Origin of the sequence: Thermoactinomyces sp. CICC 10521, assembly GCF_016055135.1 — a bacterium.
Taxonomy (GTDB): Bacteria; Bacillota; Bacilli; order Thermoactinomycetales; family Thermoactinomycetaceae; genus Thermoactinomyces_A; species Thermoactinomyces_A daqus.
Genome location: NZ_JAECVZ010000024.1, coordinates 13,228 through 32,840, shown reverse-complemented (window position 1 = coordinate 32,840; position 19,613 = coordinate 13,228). Strand labels below are relative to the sequence as shown.

Below are 19,613 nucleotides of genomic sequence, written 5' to 3'. Positions count from 1 at the left end.
TTTCTCTCCTATCTAAAGTGGATTGTATCTGTAGGTACAAATTTTTTATTTTCTATTTTCCAGATGCCAATGTTTTGATGTGGAAAATCACCAGTTGTCGTAAACTTAACTTCTCCAAGAAGAGTAGGCCATTTCTTTGTCTTAATTAAGTGAATTAAATCAGATGATGTTTTCACTTTTTCATGAAAAGCTTGTACTATAATTTCAACACCGGCATACATCGCTGCAGCAAAAAAACCAGGCTTTCCTTGTGCACGTAGTTCATAATCGTGGTGAAATTTATGGGTACGCTCTGTTTTTGGAATAGGACCTGAGGAAATCACATGAATATTAGGATAGGAAACATTGTCTAAAAATTCTTGATTATACGCATCGTCACTAAAATATACATCCACCTTTTTCTCTTCTACTTCTAATAAATTAATCAATTGGATAGCTCTATGGGTTCGTCCACAAAAAAAGATCGTTTGTTTCGTGGTAAGAGGTAATTTAGTTTCACTATATGGATTGAAATAGAAAACATCGACGGTATTTGCCGTCAAAGTGGATAAGTAGAATTTTAATCTTGTAATGTATTCGTGTGAGTATAGGCTTTCATCGCGAACCAACAATAAGGATGAAAGTGGCACTTTTTTTAGCAACCAACTTGCTAGGTAATAGCAAACTGTATCATCGTTGTGGCTGAGGCGGAATACATTGGAATAATCTGATAGTAAAGGATGTGTTGATGCTGGAGCGATAAGGGGAATACCATGCTGGCGATAAATATTAGCAGCTGCTAATGCACATTCGCTACTAAAATGTCCAACAACGCCATCAACACGTTGCTTCACGAAGTGGTGTGCTACTTCTATTGCTCGATCCGCCCGAGCCATATCATCTTTCCAGTTCACAATAATCTTTTGAGAATAACGATGCTGTAGATGCTCTACTGCTAGTTCTCCTCCGATTACGAATTGTGAAGTTTGTGCCGTTCTTTCTCCAGACAAAGCTCCGGCAAAACCAAGACGAATCGGTTGATTCATTTTGTTCCTTCCTTTTGTAAGTATAAGGAGTCGAAAACTTCATTTTGTATAGAAGGGAAAAAAGGATCCTTCGCTAAAGTTGGTCGAATCGTTTGATTAGTATGATATAAGTGTTCCCAGATAATCCTTTGTGGATCCAACCCCAAACAGTGCAAGAGTTTGAAAGAAAAGTCGGGCATAATGGGGCCAGCAAGAATCGCTAATGTATAAGCAGCTTTGAGATTTAGAGCGAGATCAGCTTGGTTGTTAAATCCGGTTTGTTGCAAGACAACAAAATGATTAGATGCAGTATCGGCAATGGTTAGAATCGTTTGCGCGGCTTGTTGCAAGGAAAAATAACGTTCATCCAAAAAATACTCCATATGTTTGACATTTTCTTGTAATTGTTGTATGAGTTTCTTCGATTGAGGATGAATGAGTTGTAATTCATCGATTTGCAAAGAAAATTCTCCTACTTGATGTGCTACTTGGAGAAGTTTCTTTAGCCATCTATTCCATATCTTAGCAAGAATTGTTTGAGCGAGGTGTTTGAACTCTTTCATCGAAAAATTTGATTCTTCTCGTTCAGGGCATGTGTAACAAAGGTAGAGTCGAACGATATCGGCAGGAATTTTCTTCAGGATATCTGATCCCCAAATAGCATGCCGACGGCTGGTAGAGATTTTTTTATTATCTAATTGATAGAATTTATTGGTGATAATGGTATCCGGCAGAATGTATTTATCAGTGCTCATCAGTTCGGCAGGATAGAGGATGGCATGAGAATGGGTACAATCAGAACCAAGAAAAGCGATCCACTTCGTTTTCGGATCTAACCAAAATGTTTTCCATTGTTCCTCTTGCCCTTTCTGTTTAAAGTACTCGATAGTAGCACTGATGTAGCCTGAGGCTCCACCATACCATGTGTCTAGTAGCTGCTCTTGTTTATCTTCGATTGGCACTGGGACACCAAGGTAAGTTGGCCGCGTAATCGGGGTGTCTAAATCAGTTTGCTCGATTATTGAATAACAAAGATCAATGATCTCTTGCCGCCAAGAACGATTGTTTAGATATTCAATTAATTTGGGTTTAAGTTTACTGATTTGAAAGAAATACCGTTCAGTTTCTTTGATAGTTAGAGGTTGGTTACATTGTGTACAAAAGGCATTTTTAAGCCCAGCAGGGGGTTGAGGGAAACAGCAATTTTCACAATATGTTGCGTCTGAGAGATTTCCGCAATTTCGGCATTCTCCTCGAGCGAACGCTTCAAAATACTTTTTTTTGCATTTTTCACAGTAATAAACAGGGACTTTTCGTAATTCAAGCAAGTTCTTGTTCAGTAGATCCTGAAAGATCGATTGCATGATCTTATAATGTGTTTTTTTGTGATATTTAGGAATGAAAAAATAATCAGGATTCATATTACCTAGCTCGAACGTTTTTATGATTTTCGTCGCATTTTCGGTAGAGACATGATCTATACTCAAGAACTTTTGTTCAGCTGCTGTTCGCTCTACGTATTCCTGGTAATCATCAGAATAGGAAATATATAAAATCTCTTCATTCTTTAGTCGTTTGTAGCGAGTAAAAACATCGGCAGCTAAATAGGGCCCTGCCAAATGTCCGATATGAAGTTCTCCATTTGGTGTTGGTGGAGCCGATGTAACTAAATATCGATGTTTACTCATAATCTACCTCCTTAACTGTTACAGTTCGAGCTTAGAATCATGTTGATGTTGATCCCACCACCAGATTGAGAAAAACACAAGTTCTTCGTCACTAGTATTAATGACGCTATGCGTTGTTCCAGGCTCAAAATAAATAACATCACCTGCTTCTACTGCACAGGTCTCATCATCTGAAACTGCTGTTCCTTGACCTTTAACGATGATAAAAACTTCTTTTTCTTCATGTTGATGAGGGAGTGATTGTTGACCGGGCGGCACAAAACACCAAGCACCTTCGAATGGAGCAGCTACTACATTCTCCCAGGGAAACGTTCTTTGCGCAAAGAGATTGTACTCAAATGTTAAATTATTGCGATCCAACTTTCTGATTTTCATAGGATAAACCCTCCCTTTTCTGTTAGTCTATGATTACTATAGCAAATCTGTAATTTTAGACATTGTTCCTATTATAGGAATAAGAAAGGGAAAAAAGTTACAAATCGTATGTTATCTCTTCTTTCGACACTCAAATATGAAAATACTCATAAAATCATTTATCCAATTTTTTGATTATTTTTAATAATTGTTTAGTTTTATCGAGATATTGAGTTTTGTTTGTGGCATAAAAAATGAAATAGGCTCTTTTTCCATACTCTAATGCTAGGGGAATTGATAGATGAAAAGATGCATAACACATATAATAATAAAACTCTCCTAATAGATAATTAGTTCTAAACTTTAAGCATTCATTGATTCCTTTTTGACCATAATGCAAAACATTTTCGAATTGATTGATCTTAGATAGAGTTAAACAAAGATTAAAAAGAATTCGTAATTTAACATAGGGATCTTGTGGCTGAATAAGTTGATTCCAATTCGTTAGGCATTGTTGATAAATAGAGATGGAACATTCTATCTTATTTTGCTCGGATAAAATATTCGCAATGGACATGCGGATTTGGATGTTGATTTCATCCAAATTCATATCAGCTACCTTGATAGACAAGGCTTTTTCTAAATCGGCCAAGGCTGATTCTTTACATCCTTGGTTAGAAAAATATTCTCCAATGCCTTTATGCCATAATAAGAACTTTTTATAATAAGGTTCTTGAAAACAAGGATTATTTTGTTCCTTTTTTACTAAATACAGTAGCTCATCATATTTTTTTCCTGGACAAGCTCTCTTAATACTCGCATAGTCATTGCTAGATAATCCTCGTCACAAGAGTTAGTGAAGAGGTAATCAACTTGAATTCCTAACTTCTTGCAGATCTTATAAAGAATATCTGCACACGGAAGTGTCTTTCCTGCTTCAATTCGACTAATCTCGGCTTGGGTACAAATTCCCTCCGCTAACTGCTTTTGTGTTAATCCCATTTTTTTGCGTGCCATTTTAATCATGTGCCCGATTTGATTATCCATTCTCGTCTCTAACTCCTTATGAATATTTTTATTTTAAGGAAGAAAAATAAGAAGTAGACTTTCAAATCATAAGGAAATAAGACCAGGATAAACGTCATCACTGATTTGTTTCATATGGGATTTATATATAATTACTAAAGACAGGGGGGTGAGTTTATTGACAGAAAATACTTGCAATAATAATTTTATACGATTTACTACTGATATTCACTTACCATATGAAAATTAATAATTTTATAATAATCCGAATATTGCCGAAAGGGAGGGCGGAAGGAGATGATTTTTCACCTAGTAAAACAACTTAGAGAAGATGTAGAAGTTGTTTTAGAAAAAGATCCGTCTGCTAAAAGTTTTTGGGAAGTGGTAGCGACCAATTCAGGTTTGCATGCCATATGGGCATATAGGTTGGCACGAAAACTTTATCAAAATAGATGTTTTTTTCTGGCCAAAATTATCTCCCACGTGGCTAAAATTTGGACAGGAATTGAAATACATCCAGGAGCTAAAATTGGTCACCATTTGTTTATTGATCATGGAACTGGAATAGTTATTGGAGAGACATGTGAGATTGGAAATAATGTTTCTATTTATCAAGGAGTGACATTAGGAGGAACAGGTAAGGATCTAGGTAAACGCCACCCCACGATCGAAGATAATGTCTTTTTATCGGCAGGTTGTATTATCCTTGGTAATATTACGATTGGAGAAGGTTCCAAGATTGGAGCAGGTACGGTTGTGGTAAAGGATGTTCCGCCAAATTCAACAGTCGTTGGATATCCAGGTAAAGTAGTAAAAATCAATGGTGAACGAGTATTTTCCTTTTCTGAGATAGGCGACACACAAGACAATTTACTAATGAAAGAACATTAGAACATACTCTCATAATAAAGTAGTTTTGAGATTGCACTTGGTGACCTATGCTTAAAAATCACTCGACGACGATTGCATACTACATAGTAGAACTATAATAATAGAGGGATGTCTCGTAATTGGATCTTGTCCTTATAGCGCTCCTTTTTAAAATGCGACGGTCTACTGTGTAGAGTTCTCCAATTTGATAGAATCAAACTGGAGGAGGAAATCGGTATGAAGCGTCGCAAATGGACCCCGGAAGAAAAAATGAATATCGTATTAGCTGGGTTGAAGGGGGACGTTTCAATCGCTGAATTATGCCGTCAGCACAATATCAGTCAAACCCTCTATTACCGTTGGAAAGACACTTTTCTTCAACGTGGATTGGAAGGGTTGGCAGGAAAACAGAGCGTGAGCAATTACAAGCGAAAACAGCAGAATATGAGCAACTTATCGGTAAATTAACAGTGAAGCTGGCTCAATTAAAAAAACGCTCGATCTTTAACACCCGAAGCATGGAAGTTGCTCTTTGAATTGGTAGAGGAAGCTCAGTTTCCGGTGGAAACTGTATGCCGTCTCGTTGGAATTCATAAAAGTACATTTTATCGCCGCCGAACCCAGGTTACTCAATTTACTCGTACTCGACTCTGTTTTCGCCAAAGAGAAATTCGGCAACACGTTCGACCCTTATGTGAAAAGTATCCGACTTATGGATATCGGCGAATTTGGGCTTTATTGTGTCGAGATGGCATTCGGGTAAATCTAAAAACCGTATACCGTGTCATGAAAGCCGAAGGCTTACTCCCCGTCAAACGATATGAAGCGAAAAGGGCTCGTCAGACGTGGGATATGACGCTGACTGGCTCGAACCAGGTTTGGCATATTGATATGACAAAAATTTGGACAGATGAGGGTTGGGCTTACTTGTTCAGCATTATTGACGCCTATGATCGTCGAATCGTAGCTTGGGAGCAGAATCGGTTCTGCCGAGATGATGAAGCAATTCATGTGCTTGAAAAAGCAGTAAATCATGCATTTCCTAATGGAGTACGTGGCAATGGACTGAAGCTGGTTCAAGACAATGGTAGCCAATTTACCAGCAGAGATTTTGTTCAAACCTTAAAAACACTTGAAATTACTCCGATCCGTACTTCTTACCGCCATCCTCAAAGCAATGGCAAAATGGAACGCTGGTACCGAACTCTTAAAGAAGAAGAGGTATGGCCCAATGAATACCGTTCGTTAGAAGAAGCAAAAGCTTCTATTGATCGATATATTTGTTTTTACAACTATGAGCGAGTGCATTCTGCACTTGGATACGTAACCCCAATAGAGGCTTATTCTGGAGATCTCTCCACTCAAGTTGCTTGATTTTGTCGCATTTGAGGGTAGCATTACATCCTTGATACACTAAAAAAGAAAAAGCCTCCGAAGGGAAGACATCAATGATGAGACTTGGAAAATTGACAAAGCAAGAGTGAGAAAAAATCGCTCTGTTTGCCGTACTACCCAACAGCAACCTTATAATACGATCCGTTGGAAAAAAGACAGACATAGAGCAACTACTGGCTAATTCGCAAACGTAACAAAGATCCGGTATTCGACTGAAATGACTGTTTCTGTAAACACTACCACCGTTCGCTATCAGCATGCAACAGTAGCAAAAAAAAGAGCCGAGTTGGGATATATATAAAGAAGAATCAGTGCTTCTAAAATGACACTTTGGAAAGAAGTTGGTTTAGGATTAACTACCAAAATCCATCTGCACTTGACGAAAAAGAGAACCCAGCTTCTTTAGTAAGATCTTTATGTATCCATAACTTGGGGTATTTGAGAAGCTTGCATGATGGAATTGTCACCGTAGTATATTGACGACCCCATACACTTCCAGACAAAAGATAAAGTATAATGGAAGGAGTAAGAAAGGGGTTATTTTTTATGGAGCGGCGAAAATGGACTGCTGAATAAAAAATGGAGATTGTGTTAGCTGGAATGGCACCCGGAGCTAAATATCTCTGCAGTATGCTGAGAGTATGGAATTGTGCAAACTCAGTGTTACAAGTGGCGGGAGACCTTTATTCAAGGGGGACTCGGTGCCTTGAAGACAGGGATATCCGATCGTGAACAAGAGTTGGAAAAGGAGCTGGAGAAGGCCAAAGCACTCATTGATGAAAAGGAGATCCAGATTTAGATTCTCCGAAAAAAGACGAATTGGGACCGAAAGTAAAGACCAGAGATTTGGTGCGGATCCTGCACGGCGAGGGGTATTCGGTCCCACAAATCACAGCTACCCTTCGCATTAACCGCACATATGGGTATGCTCTGCTCAAAGAGTACAAGTCCAAAAAGCGTGAGCGCTCTGACGAAGCGATGCTTCGCCAGAAGATCGAGGAACTTTGCGGAGAATTTCCAACCAACGGGTACCGCCGAATCCGGGTTTGGCTATACAAGCGGTATCAGCTTCGTGTGAATCACAAGCGCGTGTACCGCTTCATGAAAGATCTAGGGTTGTTAACCCGTTCCAAAGGAAGAACAGCGAAAAGAAAAAAACAATCAGGCCGGGTCCTGGTGATCGGCTCTAATCAGCATTTTCAAATCAACATGACGAAGATATGGTGCGGACGTGACGGCTGGGGTTAGCTGTTTGCCGTCATTGATTCGTATAACATTGATTATTCCTTCTCACGGTTCTGCAGAACCGATGAGCTTCTGCTACTGTCAACCAAGCGTTGGAAAACCGTTTTCCTCAAGGAGTCAAAAGCCGAGGCCTTACAATCCGCATGACAATGGATGCTAAATGACCAGCCGCCGTTATGTCAAATCTTTGAAAGACGCCGATCAAGTAAGAATGTACGGGCTACAACAACCCCGATGCTGATGTGCACATTGAGCGCTAGTTTCGGACGTTGAAAGAAAAAAACGTTTGGCTTCAGGAGTACTCTACCTTCTTGGAAGCCAAGAAAGACATCGATCGTTACATACGATTCTATAATATAGAACGACCACATATGCGTATGGGTACCTGCCTCCAAAAGAGTTTCGTCAACGTTTTACCTCAAATGCGGCTTTTTGCAGGAATGGAGGTGAATTTTATGGATGAATTAGATAAAAAGATTTTGGAGCGTTTACAGCAGAATGGACGAATCTCGTTCAGCCAACTTGCAAGAGAGTTACACTTGAGTCCTCCAAGAATAGCGGAACGAATTCGACGTTTACAGGATAGCGGAATTATTGAACGATTCACCGCCTATGTTCATCCTGAGAAAGTAAATCGCAAGCTACTCATTATCATTCAAGTAGGAGACTTAAAGGTGCCTTGCCGCGAGTTTGAAAAAAAGATTAAAGAGGAGTCTGCTATCTTGGAATGCCATCGAGTGACAGGTTCTAATAGTTATTTCATGAAAGCAGCAGTACGATCCATGAAAGAATTAGAACAGCTCGTCGACAAGTTTATCCCCATCAGCCGGGTCTATACATCTGTCGTACTTTCTTCCCCGGTTACCTACCGTATCATGTTGCCACTAGAAGATGACGTTGAAAATGATCAAACTTTCTGATTTATTGGTAATACAGCAAACGTAGATTTACCATGCTAGGACTGGGAGAAGTAGAGTATTGTGGGAAAATTTTCACGATTGAAAGAAGCGGAAGGAACAAGATTCATTCTACATCTGTTTTACATAAAAAAACCGCTGTAGGCGGGATCCTTATCACTAACCTCAGTTCTCGATGAAATGGTATTGAATAGGGATAAGATGGCTATTTTTTGCGAAAAGGACTCTTTTGCTTCCTCGGTCCGAAAGAAAATTTTCTGTTCTTGTTGGTACATGATCACCTTTTTTAAGCATGGGTATTTGTTTAGTTGATTCATCTCTTCTTGATCATAAATCTCATCTTCGTAGTTTGAATTATACAAAAGAGATGGCTTGTATCACTTAAAGATGTGCATCAGCCCCTACAAATTCTTCATTTATTAATTTTACATTTATTGTAATAATCTCTTCTTATATTATCCTAATATATAAACTGTCCCCACAAAACAGGGGTCAAGGAGTGCCGAGGAGCGACGAAAATTTATGCCAAATATATTTAAGGCACAACTATGCAAGTCTAGCTATAAAGTTGCCCGTTAGATGAAAAAAATATACATAAAAACCAAAGAGGTTGCAGTTAAGGGCTGCAACCTCTTTTTAATTACGTTTACCCGGCGATTTCTCGCTAATTAAGTTACTTTCATACTATCATATTTAAAATATTGGTCAATGAAATTTACTTCAATCTAACTAGACGTAGTCTAGAAATTTATCTCCGTGAATTTTATCTGGAGGCCCAAAGGCAAGGTGAGTTGCCAGATTTCACCCCTTTTGTTTTTAATAAATCCCTTATAACTTCTCCACGAATCCCGCTGCCTCTTCCTCCGGCGGGTTGGTGTAAAGCGCCAGGTACTGATCTGATCGATGGCCCAACCGCCGTTCCAGCTCATACCGGACATTCCGCCCTTGCCTGGCCAATTCCCGTGCCAGATGAACAGCAAAAGTGTGTCGTAAATCGTGAGGCCGCAACGGGGAGATATGCCGGGCCGGATCGGCCACCTCTCCCCTTATCCTTTGTTCTTCTTTTTCTATATCCCGATCAACTTCCTCCTCAGTTAATTTTGAGGGGAATGAGAATCGTTTTATTCTTTTCCAACAATGCAATTGACACTAGTTTACAATCGAGACTATCGGTTTTTGACCATTCATGGCGGTTACTTCCAATTGTTTTCTTACAACCGTCTCCTTGGTATTGAATTACTTTTAACTAAAATCTATAATATAAAATAGAATTGATAAAATTTACTGACTCTTTCTTTATATTATTGAATATAATCGTTATAAAGCACTTATACTGCGGTATATAAAATGGAATTGACCGTTTTTTAAAAAAATGAAAGAAAAAATAAATGATATTAGTTAGGAATTAGTGGAGGAGTGGAAAAAATTTTTTTCGGAGGTACGTTACAGTGGAAACAAAGCGATTGGACTGCTCGGCCCTGGGGGAGTTTGTCCGAAAGGAACGGCGGAGAAGAAAGTTGAAACAGGGTGATTTGATTGATGACGTGTTATCTCAGGCTACGATTAGCTATATCGAAACAGGTAATAGCGTAAGCGTTGACAAAATCACACACCTATTAAATAAGCTCGGCTTCGATGCAGAAGAGATAATGGAACAGTTCACAATTCAGGAAAATCAAGACGAAGGGTACGTTACAGTGGAAACGAAGCGATTGGATCGCTCGGCCCTGGGGGAGTTTGTCCGAAAGGAACGGCGGAGAAGAAAGTTGAAACAGGGTGATTTGATTGATGACGTGTTATCTCAGGCTATGATTAGCTATATCGAAACAGGTAATAGTGTAGGCGTTGACAAAATCACACACCTATTAAATAAGCTCGGCTTCGATGCAGAAGAGATAATGGAACAGTTCACAATTCAGGAAAATCAAGACGAAGATGGCGCTATCCTCGAAGAGTGGACACTGCGCCTGACTGCTGCTGAATGTTTAATCTCGCTGCGGGATGACTTAAGTACGGATTTCTTAAAATCCATTTATCTTCCATCGGGTCATCCTTTCCAGATCTGGATGGAATACCTGAAAGGGAAATTTTATTATTCTCGTCAAAAGTGGGAGAAAGCGCAATATCACTTTTTACAAGGAATTCAACTTCTAAATCAATATCCGTCTTCTCGCACAAGTAATCTGGAAAGCGCATGTTTACACCAATTGAGCCGGATCGAATACCTACAAAACCGATTTCAGTCAGCCATCCGGTATTCCAAAAAGGCTTTAAGCTCTTTTGATTTGGAAGGAGAAAGAAAATATTACAAAGACTTAATCATAGTCAGTCAGGTGATTTACCTCGAAAAAATGAATCGCATCGGAGAAGCGCACGAACTCTTAGAAAAATACGGTTCAGCCAGCTCACTGTTGAGCTATTCCAAAGAAGCAACTCTCAACTATCTCGAAATCAAGTCAAAACTACTGGCCAAATCAAAGCAATTTCACCAAGCAATTGAAATTGCGTTTCAAGGCATTGAACTGGCACGAATCGACCAGAATATTGAACGTACATTTGAGTTATGGACCACGTTAGGCGGAATTTATATTGAAACCAACAAACCACATTTAGCGGAAATTTGTTTCCAGACGGCGCTTAAATTACGAAATAAAATCAAACGATCCTACCTACTCGCCTATATACACAATCATCTAGGAACGCTACAATATGGACAAAAGGAGATTGAGAAAGCGGAAAACGAATTTTCCCAAGCATTGAAGTATAGCAAAAAGGGTGACATCTTCTTGGAAGTAGAATCCTTGATCGGCTTGGGGAAATGTGCACTTTCGTATGATGCGAATAAAGCCATCACCCATTTTCAGCAAGCGCTGGATAAGGCCAAACAGCATCAATTAGATGATAAGAAGACCGAAATTCTCCTTTTTCTTGGAAAAGCCCTCATCCAATTAGGAGACCCTCAATTACAAAATGTAGCGATGGATCTACTTTATTCCCAACTAGAAGTCTTTAAAGGGGGTGAAAACATGCTTGTAAAGCGTCATTCAGCAGGTGACCCGCCTGGCGACTAATAGATTGTACTGACAAAAGCGCATGTATTCTTTTAAGAAGGTTACTCATGCGCAAGTCATTCAAAGATCATGCAGCAGGTGATTCGCCAAATGGATAAATAGAAAAAACTCAGTATTGATGAAATACTAAGCGGAGGACAAGAGTTTTGGATTTATTATACCATGCTTTTCATAACAGCGGCTCATTCGGCCGCTGTTTTTAAGTTATGGTCGTAAGACCGATGGTTCATTTTGCAATTTGGAAGATATCTGTGAATTATTTATGTTCCCTATTCACTAAGTTAATGAGTTGGTTTATATCTTCGCTCAATTTGCCTTGAATGATTTCTGATGGTGTAATGCCTGCTAGAAGATGGGTGATTCGCTTTAATGATGAGTTGGTGTGGGGTTGATGAAGGTGCTAAACTCTCAAGGACGTTTGTAAACTTGAAATTGAAATGTTTATAAACACATAAACAGCGTTGAGATGACACTCCTTAAAAGTAAACCTTTAAGGATCTTACCCCTTTTTTCGCATTTCTCGGGCAAATGACCCCAAAATCGACGCTCGCTACCTTTATCCCAAATTAAAGTGAATTGGGGTTATCTACATGAAAAAATTTCTACCTGCAATCTTGATTGTAATGTCCTTGATGTTGGTGGGGACCGCATGTACCGGCGGAGGAAATGGCGGTGGTGGCGGCAACAAAGGAGGCGGCGGAAGTAGCTACATTCAGCAAGGAACTCACTATTCCCTGAAAAAGTAACATTTCCCGACGAAGCAGTTAATGCCAAGGAAGCCACACAAAGGGAGTGACCTCCATTCTTTTTCAAGCAGCATTATTAAACAAATGAAGTGGATTTAATATGGACGTCCGCTTTTTTAGCATCATCCAGACCTTGTCCAAATTCAATTTTCATACCGGTCATGCCCAAGGCCCGAAGAATCTTGTCGTAGGTCTCCGCCTTGATCCCTGGTGATGCCCCCTCTACACGCGAAATAGTAGATTGCGGCACCGATTCGCCTGTTACCTTTTTTACTTGCTCAGCCAAATCTTTTTGTGTCCATCCTAAGTCGATACGACGGGCATAAATCTGGTGAGCAATTAGAACTGGAAAGCTTTCCATGAATTCCTTAACCCCAGGAACTTCTTCTAATTCCCTCATCAAATCCTCATGCTTTATGTCGCTCACTTTCCACATATACATCCCCCTATTTCCATTTGTTTTTGACAAACTCCCGATATATCTCCAATGCTTCCGCAATTAGTTCTTCAAATTGTGCCGGCGATCGTTCTCGCTTGATCATTCCATTAGTAAAATAGATATGCTGCGTAAATCCTTGGTAATGGGTGAAGAATATCAAACGAAACCCATATCCCCTTGCAATTTTTTGCCTCCGATACCGCCATTCATTGATCCGCAATTCATACAGTGGATACGCATGGTTCAATCGTTTGACTAGTGGATCCACTCGAACAGACAGACCTTTCTCAGTAGGGATCGCCCATTCATAAGAAAAATTTTGTATGTTCCAGTCAGGGACCCCTCGTAACTCCAATGTTTTTAACGCATAACGAATATGTCGAGCCAAACGTGCAAACAACGGATCTCGTTTTCCTAAATAAATGACTTTACGAATCAACTCAATCGCCGGCTGAGTTCCATCGGGATACTTAATGTAATGAAGCTCGACCTGATAATTATCCTTATTCATATTATACCTCATGCGTGCGATAAATATTCATACAAATTATAGCACGTATGCGATAACCTCCTTTCACCGATTAATTCGAGATAACCCCTTTTTTCTCCTGCAACTCGTAATAGAATATCCCTTCTGTTACGAGTTCGGGTATAATAAACACAAAAGAATGCGGATTTGCGACACCTTCGATTCCAAAATGTCGCGAAAAACTCGTAACAGAATTTTTCAGGAGGGGTATCCGTGAATGTCATTCCATTCCAACGGGAAGAAGATCGATTTCTAGATACATATAGGACCCATCTATTCCAGGACAAGAAAGGGCAGACAGCAGAGGATTATGGGTACATCGTTGCTGCCTTTGTAAAATGGTTGGCCGATCGGCCGATGCATGAAGGCCGGTTTCGTCCGGATATGATCTCCACAGTTGCGGTGGAAATGTTCCTCAACCGGAAACGAACCGTAAAAGATAAGGTCACAGGGGAAGAACGGGAAGAACCCTATAGCGTCAGCTCCAAAAACAAGATGCGGGCCGCGGTGAGCCATTTTTGCACTTGGCTCATGGATCAAGGGTTGCTGGATAAAAACCCGGCTCGGCGCGTGGAAATCCCTCCGCATCCCCTCATGGCTCCGCGCATTCTGACGGATGACCAGCGGCTGGTTCTTCGGACGTTGGTTGAGAGGCAGGGGGATTTGCGGTCCCAAGCCATTTTTGCATTGGGTTACTGGGCCGGCTGCCGCGTCAGTGATGTGTCCTGGCTGAAGATTTCGGATACCCATTTGACGATCAAATCCGGATGGCTGCGCGTAGGACACAAAGGAGGGAAACAACGGGAGATTGATCTGTTGAATCAGGCACGAAGGCCGCTTTATGAGTATCTGCAGGAACGATTGAATGATGACAGGCACCAAGACAGCGAGTTTGTGTTTACTTCGCAGCGGTCCGGTCGGCTTACGGAAGCGGGGATTCATCACTGGTTACGTACACTAAAAGAAAAAGCCACCAAAGGTGAATGGGAATTAATTAAGAATGTTACCTTCCACGATCTGCGCCATGATTTTGCGCACCGATGTCGGGAAGCTGGATGGACGTTGGAGGAAATCGCCTACTACCTTGGCCACATTACCAAGCAAGGCGCACCAGCGATCCAGACGACCGCTCGTTATACCCAGGTGAGTCGGGAGCAAATCAAGGAAAAACTGAAGTTGCTTTAATAACAAAACACTCTATAGACCAGTTGCCTGCACCTAGAGCTAGGCGGAAACTAATTGAGGAGGATATTGATGATTAACTTTTTTCGCAATAATCATCAGTTGAGAAAGGAACGTTATGCCACATTATTGTTTGAGTTCAAAGAGATTCAACATTGGGTGAATTGGAGAGGACGTTATATGTCCTCCAGAGAGTTAATGAAAGAGTACGGAATCAAAAGGTCAACGCTTTTGTTGGTTAGTCAGTGGGAAAATGAAGATCCTATTTGCTTCGAAGAAGCGAAAGAAATCTTCGCGAAAGAATTGGGCCTCAGTGACCATGAACGGAAAGAGGCTGAAGCTCTTTATAAGGAATGGAAAGCCGAATGGGAAGAATGGAACAAAAACGAAGAGCCTTTTTGGGTCGTCGACCCCGACGAGGCGGGATGGATTGAAGAACAGCAATACATAGAGTACGAAAAACGTATGACCTCTCCGGCTCGTAACGCTTTTGTAGAAGCATTAAAAAAGGCTAATTGCGGATCCTGAGCGGGGCCGAATTCTTTCCTGTTCATGGGTCTTCTAAGGTTGAACTCGAAGAAAAAGGGATCAATATATGGGGTCAATAGCACTTCTATCGTCGCATCCAAACGGAAATCATCATATGATGAAATTAGTTCATGGGTATATGATGATGATGCGACGTTCTTTAATTGAGCCCCTGAAGATGGTAATTAAAGATTATTATTTTAAGTTATATAACGATAATCGTGTACAAATTGTAAGCGATATCCCTAGAAATCGTTTAATTTTATATTTAAATCAGGACTTGAAATCATTATTCTGTTAAAAAGAACTGGAAAAGAGATCGAGATGAGAAAAGTTCGCCTCACACCTCAAGCCAATCAAGCCAATGGATCCGAAACTTGCCGGTCAAATACGCGATGTACGACAGTATCGCTGTACATGACAGCAAGAATACGAAAGCATGCAAAGTGCGGTTGTGATACAAAGGAAGCGAACCATCCTCATCTAAATTAGCACTAAAAGGAGCTGATGCCTCGTGGGAGCCTTTCAAAAATCCATATCTGTTTGGCAGGGTATTGCTCTGTATGTAGGTGCCGTTGTGGGCTCAGGCATTCTCATTTTGCCAGGGTTGACCGGTAGTGTAGCAGGGAACAATGCTTTACTGTCATGGGGAATCATGATTGCCCTTAGTTTCCCCTTGGCCTATGCTTTTGCTCTGTTAGCTCGTGCTTACCCGAGTGCCGGTGGCGTTTCAACATTCGTGGAAAAGGCGTTTGGTCGTTATATGGGTGCAGTCATTGGATGGTTTTACTTTGTGGCCGCTGCGGCAGGGCAGTTTATCGTTCCGCTGACGGGGGGCGTCTATGTCACTTATGCATTTCATTTGCCTTCTTGGAGCACTTTCATCGTAGCGGTTGTCCTCTTAGTTAGTGCAATCATCAGCAACTATTTTGGCCTCAAAACCAGTGGAAAAGTGCAACTAGCGGTAAGCGGATTAGTGGTCTTAATTCTGCTAGCTGTAATCATATTCGCTATTCCGCACGTCAGACTATACAACCTTACCCCAGCTGAACCCTTTAGCCATCTTCGTGCCATTGGAAACGGGGCCATGATGATTTTTTGGTCCTTTTTCGGTTGGGAAGCCATTACCAGTTTGGCACCGGAATTCAAGAACGGGAAGCGGGACGTACTACGTGCGACGTTTGGTGCGCTCATTATTGTAGGGCTTCTGTATATCGGCGTTGCCATTGCGGTCGTCGGCACACACTCATATTCTACGGCAATATCAACAGCCAGCCAGGCTCTGAACAGTGCTTCTCTGGCACAGGTCATGAATCTGACATTCGGTGGAGGCGGTGAAAAGGTAGTGGCCCTGGTGGCATTGCTGATTTGTCTTGGGACGACAAATGCATTTGTGGCGAGCATTAGCAGACTGGCCTACTCTCTGGCACACGAAGGTGTCGCACCAAAATGGCTTGATCACGTTAATGAAAGGTATTCAACACCCGATCGCGGTGTTTTGCTCGTGGCCATCTTTTCTGGAACCGGACTGGTGGTGACTTTAGCTTTTCATCTCTCTATGAATACGCTCGTCTATATTCCAAACTCACTCGGGATAGCGACATATATTCTTGGGACGGCAGCAGGCATCAAGCTGTTAAAGTCGGCCGTTGGGAAACTGTGTGCAGGGCTAGCATGCCTTATGTGCCTTTTGGCTTATCCGTTCATTGGAACGGCGATATGGATTCCAGCTATTGTAGTTGTCGTTTGTCTGTCATACATGAGTTGGCGGAAACAGAGAAAGAACAAATTATCCAGAAAGGTGAGTCATTGATTCACCAAACGTGAAAAAACACCTTCAAGCTAGTATAAATCAAAAAATTTAAATATCTTCGGTGCTTTCTTCTATCGGTAAAATCATGCGGTGGGGAACTGGAGAAGAGAGTACGATGGAAGTATAGACCCGGCTAATGGGGGTAAGCTTGTCGACAAGGCGTTCCACCTCCACATGGACGGTACCGCTGCCTTGATGAAATAACTCATGGAACCTGTCACTCGATGGCATTCCGAGATGGCAGGTTCCTCTTTAATCTGCATTTCAAACTCCCTGCTTGGAGACCAAGGCGGACTTTTTCAAGTTCTGTCATGAGTTGTCCGCCGCTAGATGAGAGTTTGCCAAGCGCTGTGACATCCACACCTTCCTTCGCTGCTCGGTTGTTTGTAATAACAAAAGAACCATCCACAGGATGGCTCGGAGAATTAATTTCAATTTCACCCTAGCAAAAAAATTAAGATCTATTTGGTTTTAGATCCTCTTTCTGTTTTCTTCCGGGATAAAATAACTTATCAGAACTGGCTATATCTTCTTTGGCTGTGATTTTTATCGGATCAATCCTAAAAACTACTGTAGAACTTCCAGTTGAAGATCGATATCTTTCAACGTGTTTTTGAGGAACTGGATTAGGGTAATATCCAGGGACATACTTATCTAACATAGATTGGAGTGCAGATGTTGCTTCTTCTAAACTCTTTACTATACTGACTCTACCAAAAACCATTGCACTAAAGTAAGAGGTTCCGGTCTCTGCCGGTACTGGATCAGCAATGGTACCGTATTCTTGAGAAACGGTAAAACATGTAATTATGTTATTATTTTTTATAGCATCTATTTTTCGTCCTTGGTTACTTCCATGAAAGTATATCTTATTGTTATGCCAAGTGAAATTTAATGGAACTACGTAGGTACCTTCTTGATCATACAAACCCAAATATCCTATTCGTGATTCACTTAATATTTGATTAATTCGATCTAAATCTTTGACTTCTTTGGAATCTCTACGTAACTTTCTACCAATTCCTGTATTAATTAAATTTTGTAATAGGTTTTGATGGCTTTTTTCCATTTTTTCCTCCCCAAACAAATATTTAAATTTCAATATATGGTTTACACGAGAAGTTGCAAGGGCAAAATTTTGCAGAAATTGAAGTTGCGCGAACACTAGAGCAAGATATTTTTTTATTACCTGAATTTGCCCTGCGTTCGAATGGGTTGCACAAATTAAAATATTGGGAATCACTAAGGCAATTTGATTAATTGTATATTATCACACGATATGTACAACTTAAATCAAAAAATATCCGCTTAATTGAAGTTTGATTCTGGAGAGATGATACCTTTGGCGCTCGCTCTTTGCATGCAACGTGAAAGTCGCCGATATGATTCCTTTTCATTTTCCCTTTGGCTTAGAATAATTTGATCGACATCTCTTTCGATGACCTTTTTAGAAGGGAGGAGGGGGAGAAGAAGGGGATAGGGGGAAAGAGAACCGGTCAAGCAGAAACGAAGGCGATGCGTTGAGCGGTTCGGGCGATTCGAAAGTGAGGATTGAGGGCGGAGGAACGAGTGCAGCGAGTGGGGGAGAACGAAAGATGAAACTTTCGAAAGCAAGTTCAGATGTGGGGTTCACGATAGAAACCACAGATATAAAGCGGGTTAGAGCGATTTAATAAAATCAACATGTACCTACATATGTATAGTTATATGTACGGTCATATGTACTGTATCTGTATTGAAAATATATTTCATATGTACATTTATATGGAGTATTTAATCGAATATTATGTATATTTGTTTTCGACATGATTAAACCCCAAGGATCTTTTTCCTCAGGGCTGAATCAAAAAATTTTGCTCTTCTCCTGGCGTAAAAAAACACATCGTAGGTAGAAAAAACTTTCCACCCATCTGTTCAACTTGTTGGCGTTTCTTTTGGACCGTAACAGAGTTTTTCACTTCTACCCAACATTGCTCCATATTCTGCTTTCGTTTTTCACTAGGGGTCACCCAGATGACTATATCACGGTTTCCGATCGGTCCCATGGTATTGATGTATTTGATGAATTTGTCCCAAACGTAAGTTTGATTAGGTTTTTCGAGCACCTTCGGTCGATTTGGATCAGGTTTGATATTTTCAGTCATGTTATCATATTCAATCCAGTATGCCCGATCTTCGAGGATCAAGCGGGCATCTGGAAAGATCAAATCATCAATTAGCTTTTGTCGGTCCTTTTCTTTTCCTTTCCAACGATTTGGGTCTAAGATGGATGCCCATGCATATTCGATGATTTCGGAAGTCTCTTGTGTATTAAACCACTGTACCTTTTCCAATGCATACGCTCGCGCCATTTCTTTTTTCTTATCATCTGGCCATTCATCGTTCAGACGTTGGTATTCCCTATCAATGAGGTATTCCAGCGTTCGAACAAGGATATCATTGATCCCATAGAAATGAGCCTTCTGGTTGCCTGTGAGGGGACTGTAATTGATTTTTCGTCCAATGATACCCTCCACCACTTTTTTACCAGCAGGCCCCAGTTCATACATCCTAGGGCCTGTTTTGTAGTGATCAGGGAAAATTATACTGGTACGGCTGCGGCGACCAGGTTGATGAGAAAGAATCATTTTCCCCTTTTTATTAAGATCTTTTTTGAGCTTGAGGATATAGTCATTTCCAACGCCCATCAAGCGAGCAACTTGATGTGGGGCGATCATACGCCCAAAATAGACGCATCCTAAAAGCTCCTCGCTTCGCGTTAGACTAAGATCGTTCAGCACATCAATAATAGTCACGTGTCATCCTC

The 19,613-nt window shown here is 40.8% G+C and carries 21 protein-coding genes; 10 read left to right on the top strand and 11 right to left on the bottom strand.

All coding sequences use genetic code 11. The features are described 5' to 3' along the window. Positions 1 to 8 precede the first annotated feature (8 nt). From I8U17_RS14195 to I8U17_RS14175, 5 genes are all read right to left on the bottom strand, one after another. Positions 9 to 1,025 carry an ABC transporter substrate-binding protein gene (locus tag I8U17_RS14195; RefSeq protein ID WP_198059626.1) on the bottom strand — a complete coding sequence of 339 codons (1,017 nt, stop codon included), beginning with the start codon at positions 1,023 to 1,025 and terminating at the stop codon, positions 9 to 11. Continuing rightward, positions 1,022 to 2,692 (bottom strand): class I tRNA ligase family protein, encoded by a 1,671-nt coding sequence (locus I8U17_RS14190; protein WP_198059625.1) that lies wholly within the window; start codon positions 2,690 to 2,692, stop codon positions 1,022 to 1,024. The genes I8U17_RS14195 and I8U17_RS14190 overlap by 4 nt, the downstream gene beginning before the upstream one ends. An 18-nt stretch (positions 2,693 to 2,710) precedes the next feature. Continuing rightward, positions 2,711 to 3,067, bottom strand: coding sequence for a cupin domain-containing protein (locus I8U17_RS14185; RefSeq protein WP_198059624.1), 357 nt, complete (start codon positions 3,065 to 3,067; stop codon positions 2,711 to 2,713). A 154-nt stretch (positions 3,068 to 3,221) separates the two neighbouring features. After that, complete coding sequence (locus I8U17_RS14180) at positions 3,222 to 3,821, bottom strand: hypothetical protein (protein ID WP_232331119.1); 600 nt, start codon at positions 3,819 to 3,821, stop codon at positions 3,222 to 3,224. Then, positions 3,812 to 4,093: a helix-turn-helix domain-containing protein gene (locus I8U17_RS14175; RefSeq protein ID WP_198059622.1), complete on the bottom strand. Its 282-nt coding sequence runs from the start codon at positions 4,091 to 4,093 to the stop codon at positions 3,812 to 3,814. Before I8U17_RS14175 ends, I8U17_RS14180 begins: the two co-directional genes overlap by 10 nt. A 276-nt stretch (positions 4,094 to 4,369) precedes the next feature. Between I8U17_RS14175 and epsC the strand changes: the two genes are divergently transcribed. The 5 genes from epsC to I8U17_RS14150 all read left to right on the top strand — a co-directional run bounded on the left by epsC (position 4,370) and on the right by I8U17_RS14150 (position 8,502). Beyond that, positions 4,370 to 4,963, top strand: a complete 594-nt coding sequence (gene epsC, locus I8U17_RS14170) for a serine O-acetyltransferase EpsC (RefSeq protein WP_198059621.1) — start codon at positions 4,370 to 4,372, stop codon at positions 4,961 to 4,963. A gap of 216 nt (positions 4,964 to 5,179) precedes the next feature. Continuing rightward, positions 5,180 to 5,410 carry a transposase gene (locus tag I8U17_RS14165; protein WP_198059620.1) on the top strand — a complete coding sequence of 77 codons (231 nt, stop codon included), beginning with the start codon at positions 5,180 to 5,182 and terminating at the stop codon, positions 5,408 to 5,410. Positions 5,411 to 5,467: 57 nt separating this feature from the next. Continuing rightward, on the top strand, positions 5,468 to 6,316 hold the full coding sequence (locus I8U17_RS14160) for an IS3 family transposase (protein WP_304650721.1): 849 nt from the start codon (positions 5,468 to 5,470) through the stop codon (positions 6,314 to 6,316). An 840-nt stretch (positions 6,317 to 7,156) separates the two neighbouring features. After that, a complete protein-coding gene (locus I8U17_RS14155) occupies positions 7,157 to 7,585 on the top strand; it encodes an IS3 family transposase (RefSeq protein ID WP_198059618.1) in 429 nt (142 codons plus the stop codon). Positions 7,586 to 8,037: 452 nt separating this feature from the next. Then, the gene (locus I8U17_RS14150) at positions 8,038 to 8,502 is read left to right on the top strand and encodes an Lrp/AsnC family transcriptional regulator (RefSeq protein ID WP_198059617.1); all 465 of its coding nucleotides are present in this window, start codon (positions 8,038 to 8,040) and stop codon (positions 8,500 to 8,502) included. Positions 8,503 to 9,327: 825 nt separating this feature from the next. Here the strand turns inward: I8U17_RS14150 and I8U17_RS14145 are convergent. Then, the gene (locus tag I8U17_RS14145; RefSeq protein ID WP_198059616.1) at positions 9,328 to 9,642 is read right to left on the bottom strand and encodes a tyrosine-type recombinase/integrase; all 315 of its coding nucleotides are present in this window, start codon (positions 9,640 to 9,642) and stop codon (positions 9,328 to 9,330) included. 305 nt (positions 9,643 to 9,947) lie between these two features. Between I8U17_RS14145 and I8U17_RS18845 the strand changes: the two genes are divergently transcribed. Together I8U17_RS18845 and I8U17_RS14135 are read left to right on the top strand one after the other, a co-directional pair. Then, complete coding sequence (locus I8U17_RS18845) at positions 9,948 to 11,570, top strand: tetratricopeptide repeat protein (protein ID WP_198059615.1); 1,623 nt, start codon at positions 9,948 to 9,950, stop codon at positions 11,568 to 11,570. A 590-nt stretch (positions 11,571 to 12,160) separates the two neighbouring features. After that, a complete protein-coding gene (locus I8U17_RS14135; RefSeq protein ID WP_198059614.1) occupies positions 12,161 to 12,316 on the top strand; it encodes a hypothetical protein in 156 nt (51 codons plus the stop codon). 76 nt (positions 12,317 to 12,392) lie between these two features. On the opposite strand, the gene I8U17_RS14130 is transcribed toward I8U17_RS14135, so the two are convergent. Both I8U17_RS14130 and I8U17_RS14125 read right to left on the bottom strand, forming a co-directional pair. Beyond that, positions 12,393 to 12,752, bottom strand: a complete 360-nt coding sequence (locus I8U17_RS14130) for a helix-turn-helix domain-containing protein (RefSeq protein ID WP_198059613.1) — start codon at positions 12,750 to 12,752, stop codon at positions 12,393 to 12,395. Between the two features lie 10 nt (positions 12,753 to 12,762). Further along, positions 12,763 to 13,266 (bottom strand): hypothetical protein, encoded by a 504-nt coding sequence (locus I8U17_RS14125; RefSeq protein WP_198059612.1) that lies wholly within the window; start codon positions 13,264 to 13,266, stop codon positions 12,763 to 12,765. A 231-nt stretch (positions 13,267 to 13,497) separates the two neighbouring features. Between I8U17_RS14125 and I8U17_RS18840 the strand changes: the two genes are divergently transcribed. The 3 genes from I8U17_RS18840 to I8U17_RS14110 all read left to right on the top strand — a co-directional run bounded on the left by I8U17_RS18840 (position 13,498) and on the right by I8U17_RS14110 (position 16,807). Further along, positions 13,498 to 14,469: a tyrosine-type recombinase/integrase gene (locus tag I8U17_RS18840; RefSeq protein WP_198059611.1), complete on the top strand. Its 972-nt coding sequence runs from the start codon at positions 13,498 to 13,500 to the stop codon at positions 14,467 to 14,469. Positions 14,470 to 14,538: 69 nt separating this feature from the next. Next, on the top strand, positions 14,539 to 14,994 hold the full coding sequence (locus I8U17_RS14115) for a hypothetical protein (RefSeq protein WP_198059610.1): 456 nt from the start codon (positions 14,539 to 14,541) through the stop codon (positions 14,992 to 14,994). Positions 14,995 to 15,508: 514 nt separating this feature from the next. Beyond that, positions 15,509 to 16,807 (top strand): APC family permease, encoded by a 1,299-nt coding sequence (locus I8U17_RS14110; protein WP_198059609.1) that lies wholly within the window; start codon positions 15,509 to 15,511, stop codon positions 16,805 to 16,807. A gap of 83 nt (positions 16,808 to 16,890) precedes the next feature. Here I8U17_RS14110 and I8U17_RS18835 read toward each other — a convergent pair whose 3' ends face one another. The 3 genes from I8U17_RS18835 to I8U17_RS14095 all read right to left on the bottom strand — a co-directional run bounded on the left by I8U17_RS18835 (position 16,891) and on the right by I8U17_RS14095 (position 19,602). Then, positions 16,891 to 17,070, bottom strand: a complete 180-nt coding sequence (locus I8U17_RS18835; RefSeq protein WP_198059608.1) for an Lrp/AsnC ligand binding domain-containing protein — start codon at positions 17,068 to 17,070, stop codon at positions 16,891 to 16,893. A 191-nt stretch (positions 17,071 to 17,261) separates the two neighbouring features. Next, the gene (locus tag I8U17_RS14100; RefSeq protein ID WP_198059607.1) at positions 17,262 to 17,876 is read right to left on the bottom strand and encodes a pyridoxamine 5'-phosphate oxidase family protein; all 615 of its coding nucleotides are present in this window, start codon (positions 17,874 to 17,876) and stop codon (positions 17,262 to 17,264) included. A gap of 763 nt (positions 17,877 to 18,639) precedes the next feature. Next, a complete protein-coding gene (locus tag I8U17_RS14095; protein ID WP_198059606.1) occupies positions 18,640 to 19,602 on the bottom strand; it encodes a hypothetical protein in 963 nt (320 codons plus the stop codon). Positions 19,603 to 19,613: the final 11 nt, after the last annotated feature.

Coding starts and splice junctions, on each gene's coding strand:
- I8U17_RS14195 (WP_198059626.1), bottom strand. CDS start 1,025: ATGAATCAACCGATTCGTCTTGGTTTTGCCGGAGCTTTGTCTGGAGAA.
- I8U17_RS14190 (WP_198059625.1), bottom strand. CDS start 2,692: ATGAGTAAACATCGATATTTAGTTACATCGGCTCCACCAACACCAAAT.
- I8U17_RS14185 (WP_198059624.1), bottom strand. CDS start 3,067: ATGAAAATCAGAAAGTTGGATCGCAATAATTTAACATTTGAGTACAAT.
- I8U17_RS14175 (WP_198059622.1), bottom strand. CDS start 4,093: ATGGATAATCAAATCGGGCACATGATTAAAATGGCACGCAAAAAAATG.
- epsC (WP_198059621.1), top strand. CDS start 4,370: ATGATTTTTCACCTAGTAAAACAACTTAGAGAAGATGTAGAAGTTGTT.
- I8U17_RS14165 (WP_198059620.1), top strand. CDS start 5,180: ATGAAGCGTCGCAAATGGACCCCGGAAGAAAAAATGAATATCGTATTA.
- I8U17_RS14150 (WP_198059617.1), top strand. CDS start 8,038: ATGGATGAATTAGATAAAAAGATTTTGGAGCGTTTACAGCAGAATGGA.
- I8U17_RS14135 (WP_198059614.1), top strand. CDS start 12,161: ATGAAAAAATTTCTACCTGCAATCTTGATTGTAATGTCCTTGATGTTG.
- I8U17_RS14130 (WP_198059613.1), bottom strand. CDS start 12,752: ATGTGGAAAGTGAGCGACATAAAGCATGAGGATTTGATGAGGGAATTA.
- I8U17_RS14125 (WP_198059612.1), bottom strand. CDS start 13,266: ATGAATAAGGATAATTATCAGGTCGAGCTTCATTACATTAAGTATCCC.
- I8U17_RS14115 (WP_198059610.1), top strand. CDS start 14,539: ATGATTAACTTTTTTCGCAATAATCATCAGTTGAGAAAGGAACGTTAT.
- I8U17_RS18835 (WP_198059608.1), bottom strand. CDS start 17,070: ATGCAGATTAAAGAGGAACCTGCCATCTCGGAATGCCATCGAGTGACA.
- I8U17_RS14100 (WP_198059607.1), bottom strand. CDS start 17,876: ATGGAAAAAAGCCATCAAAACCTATTACAAAATTTAATTAATACAGGA.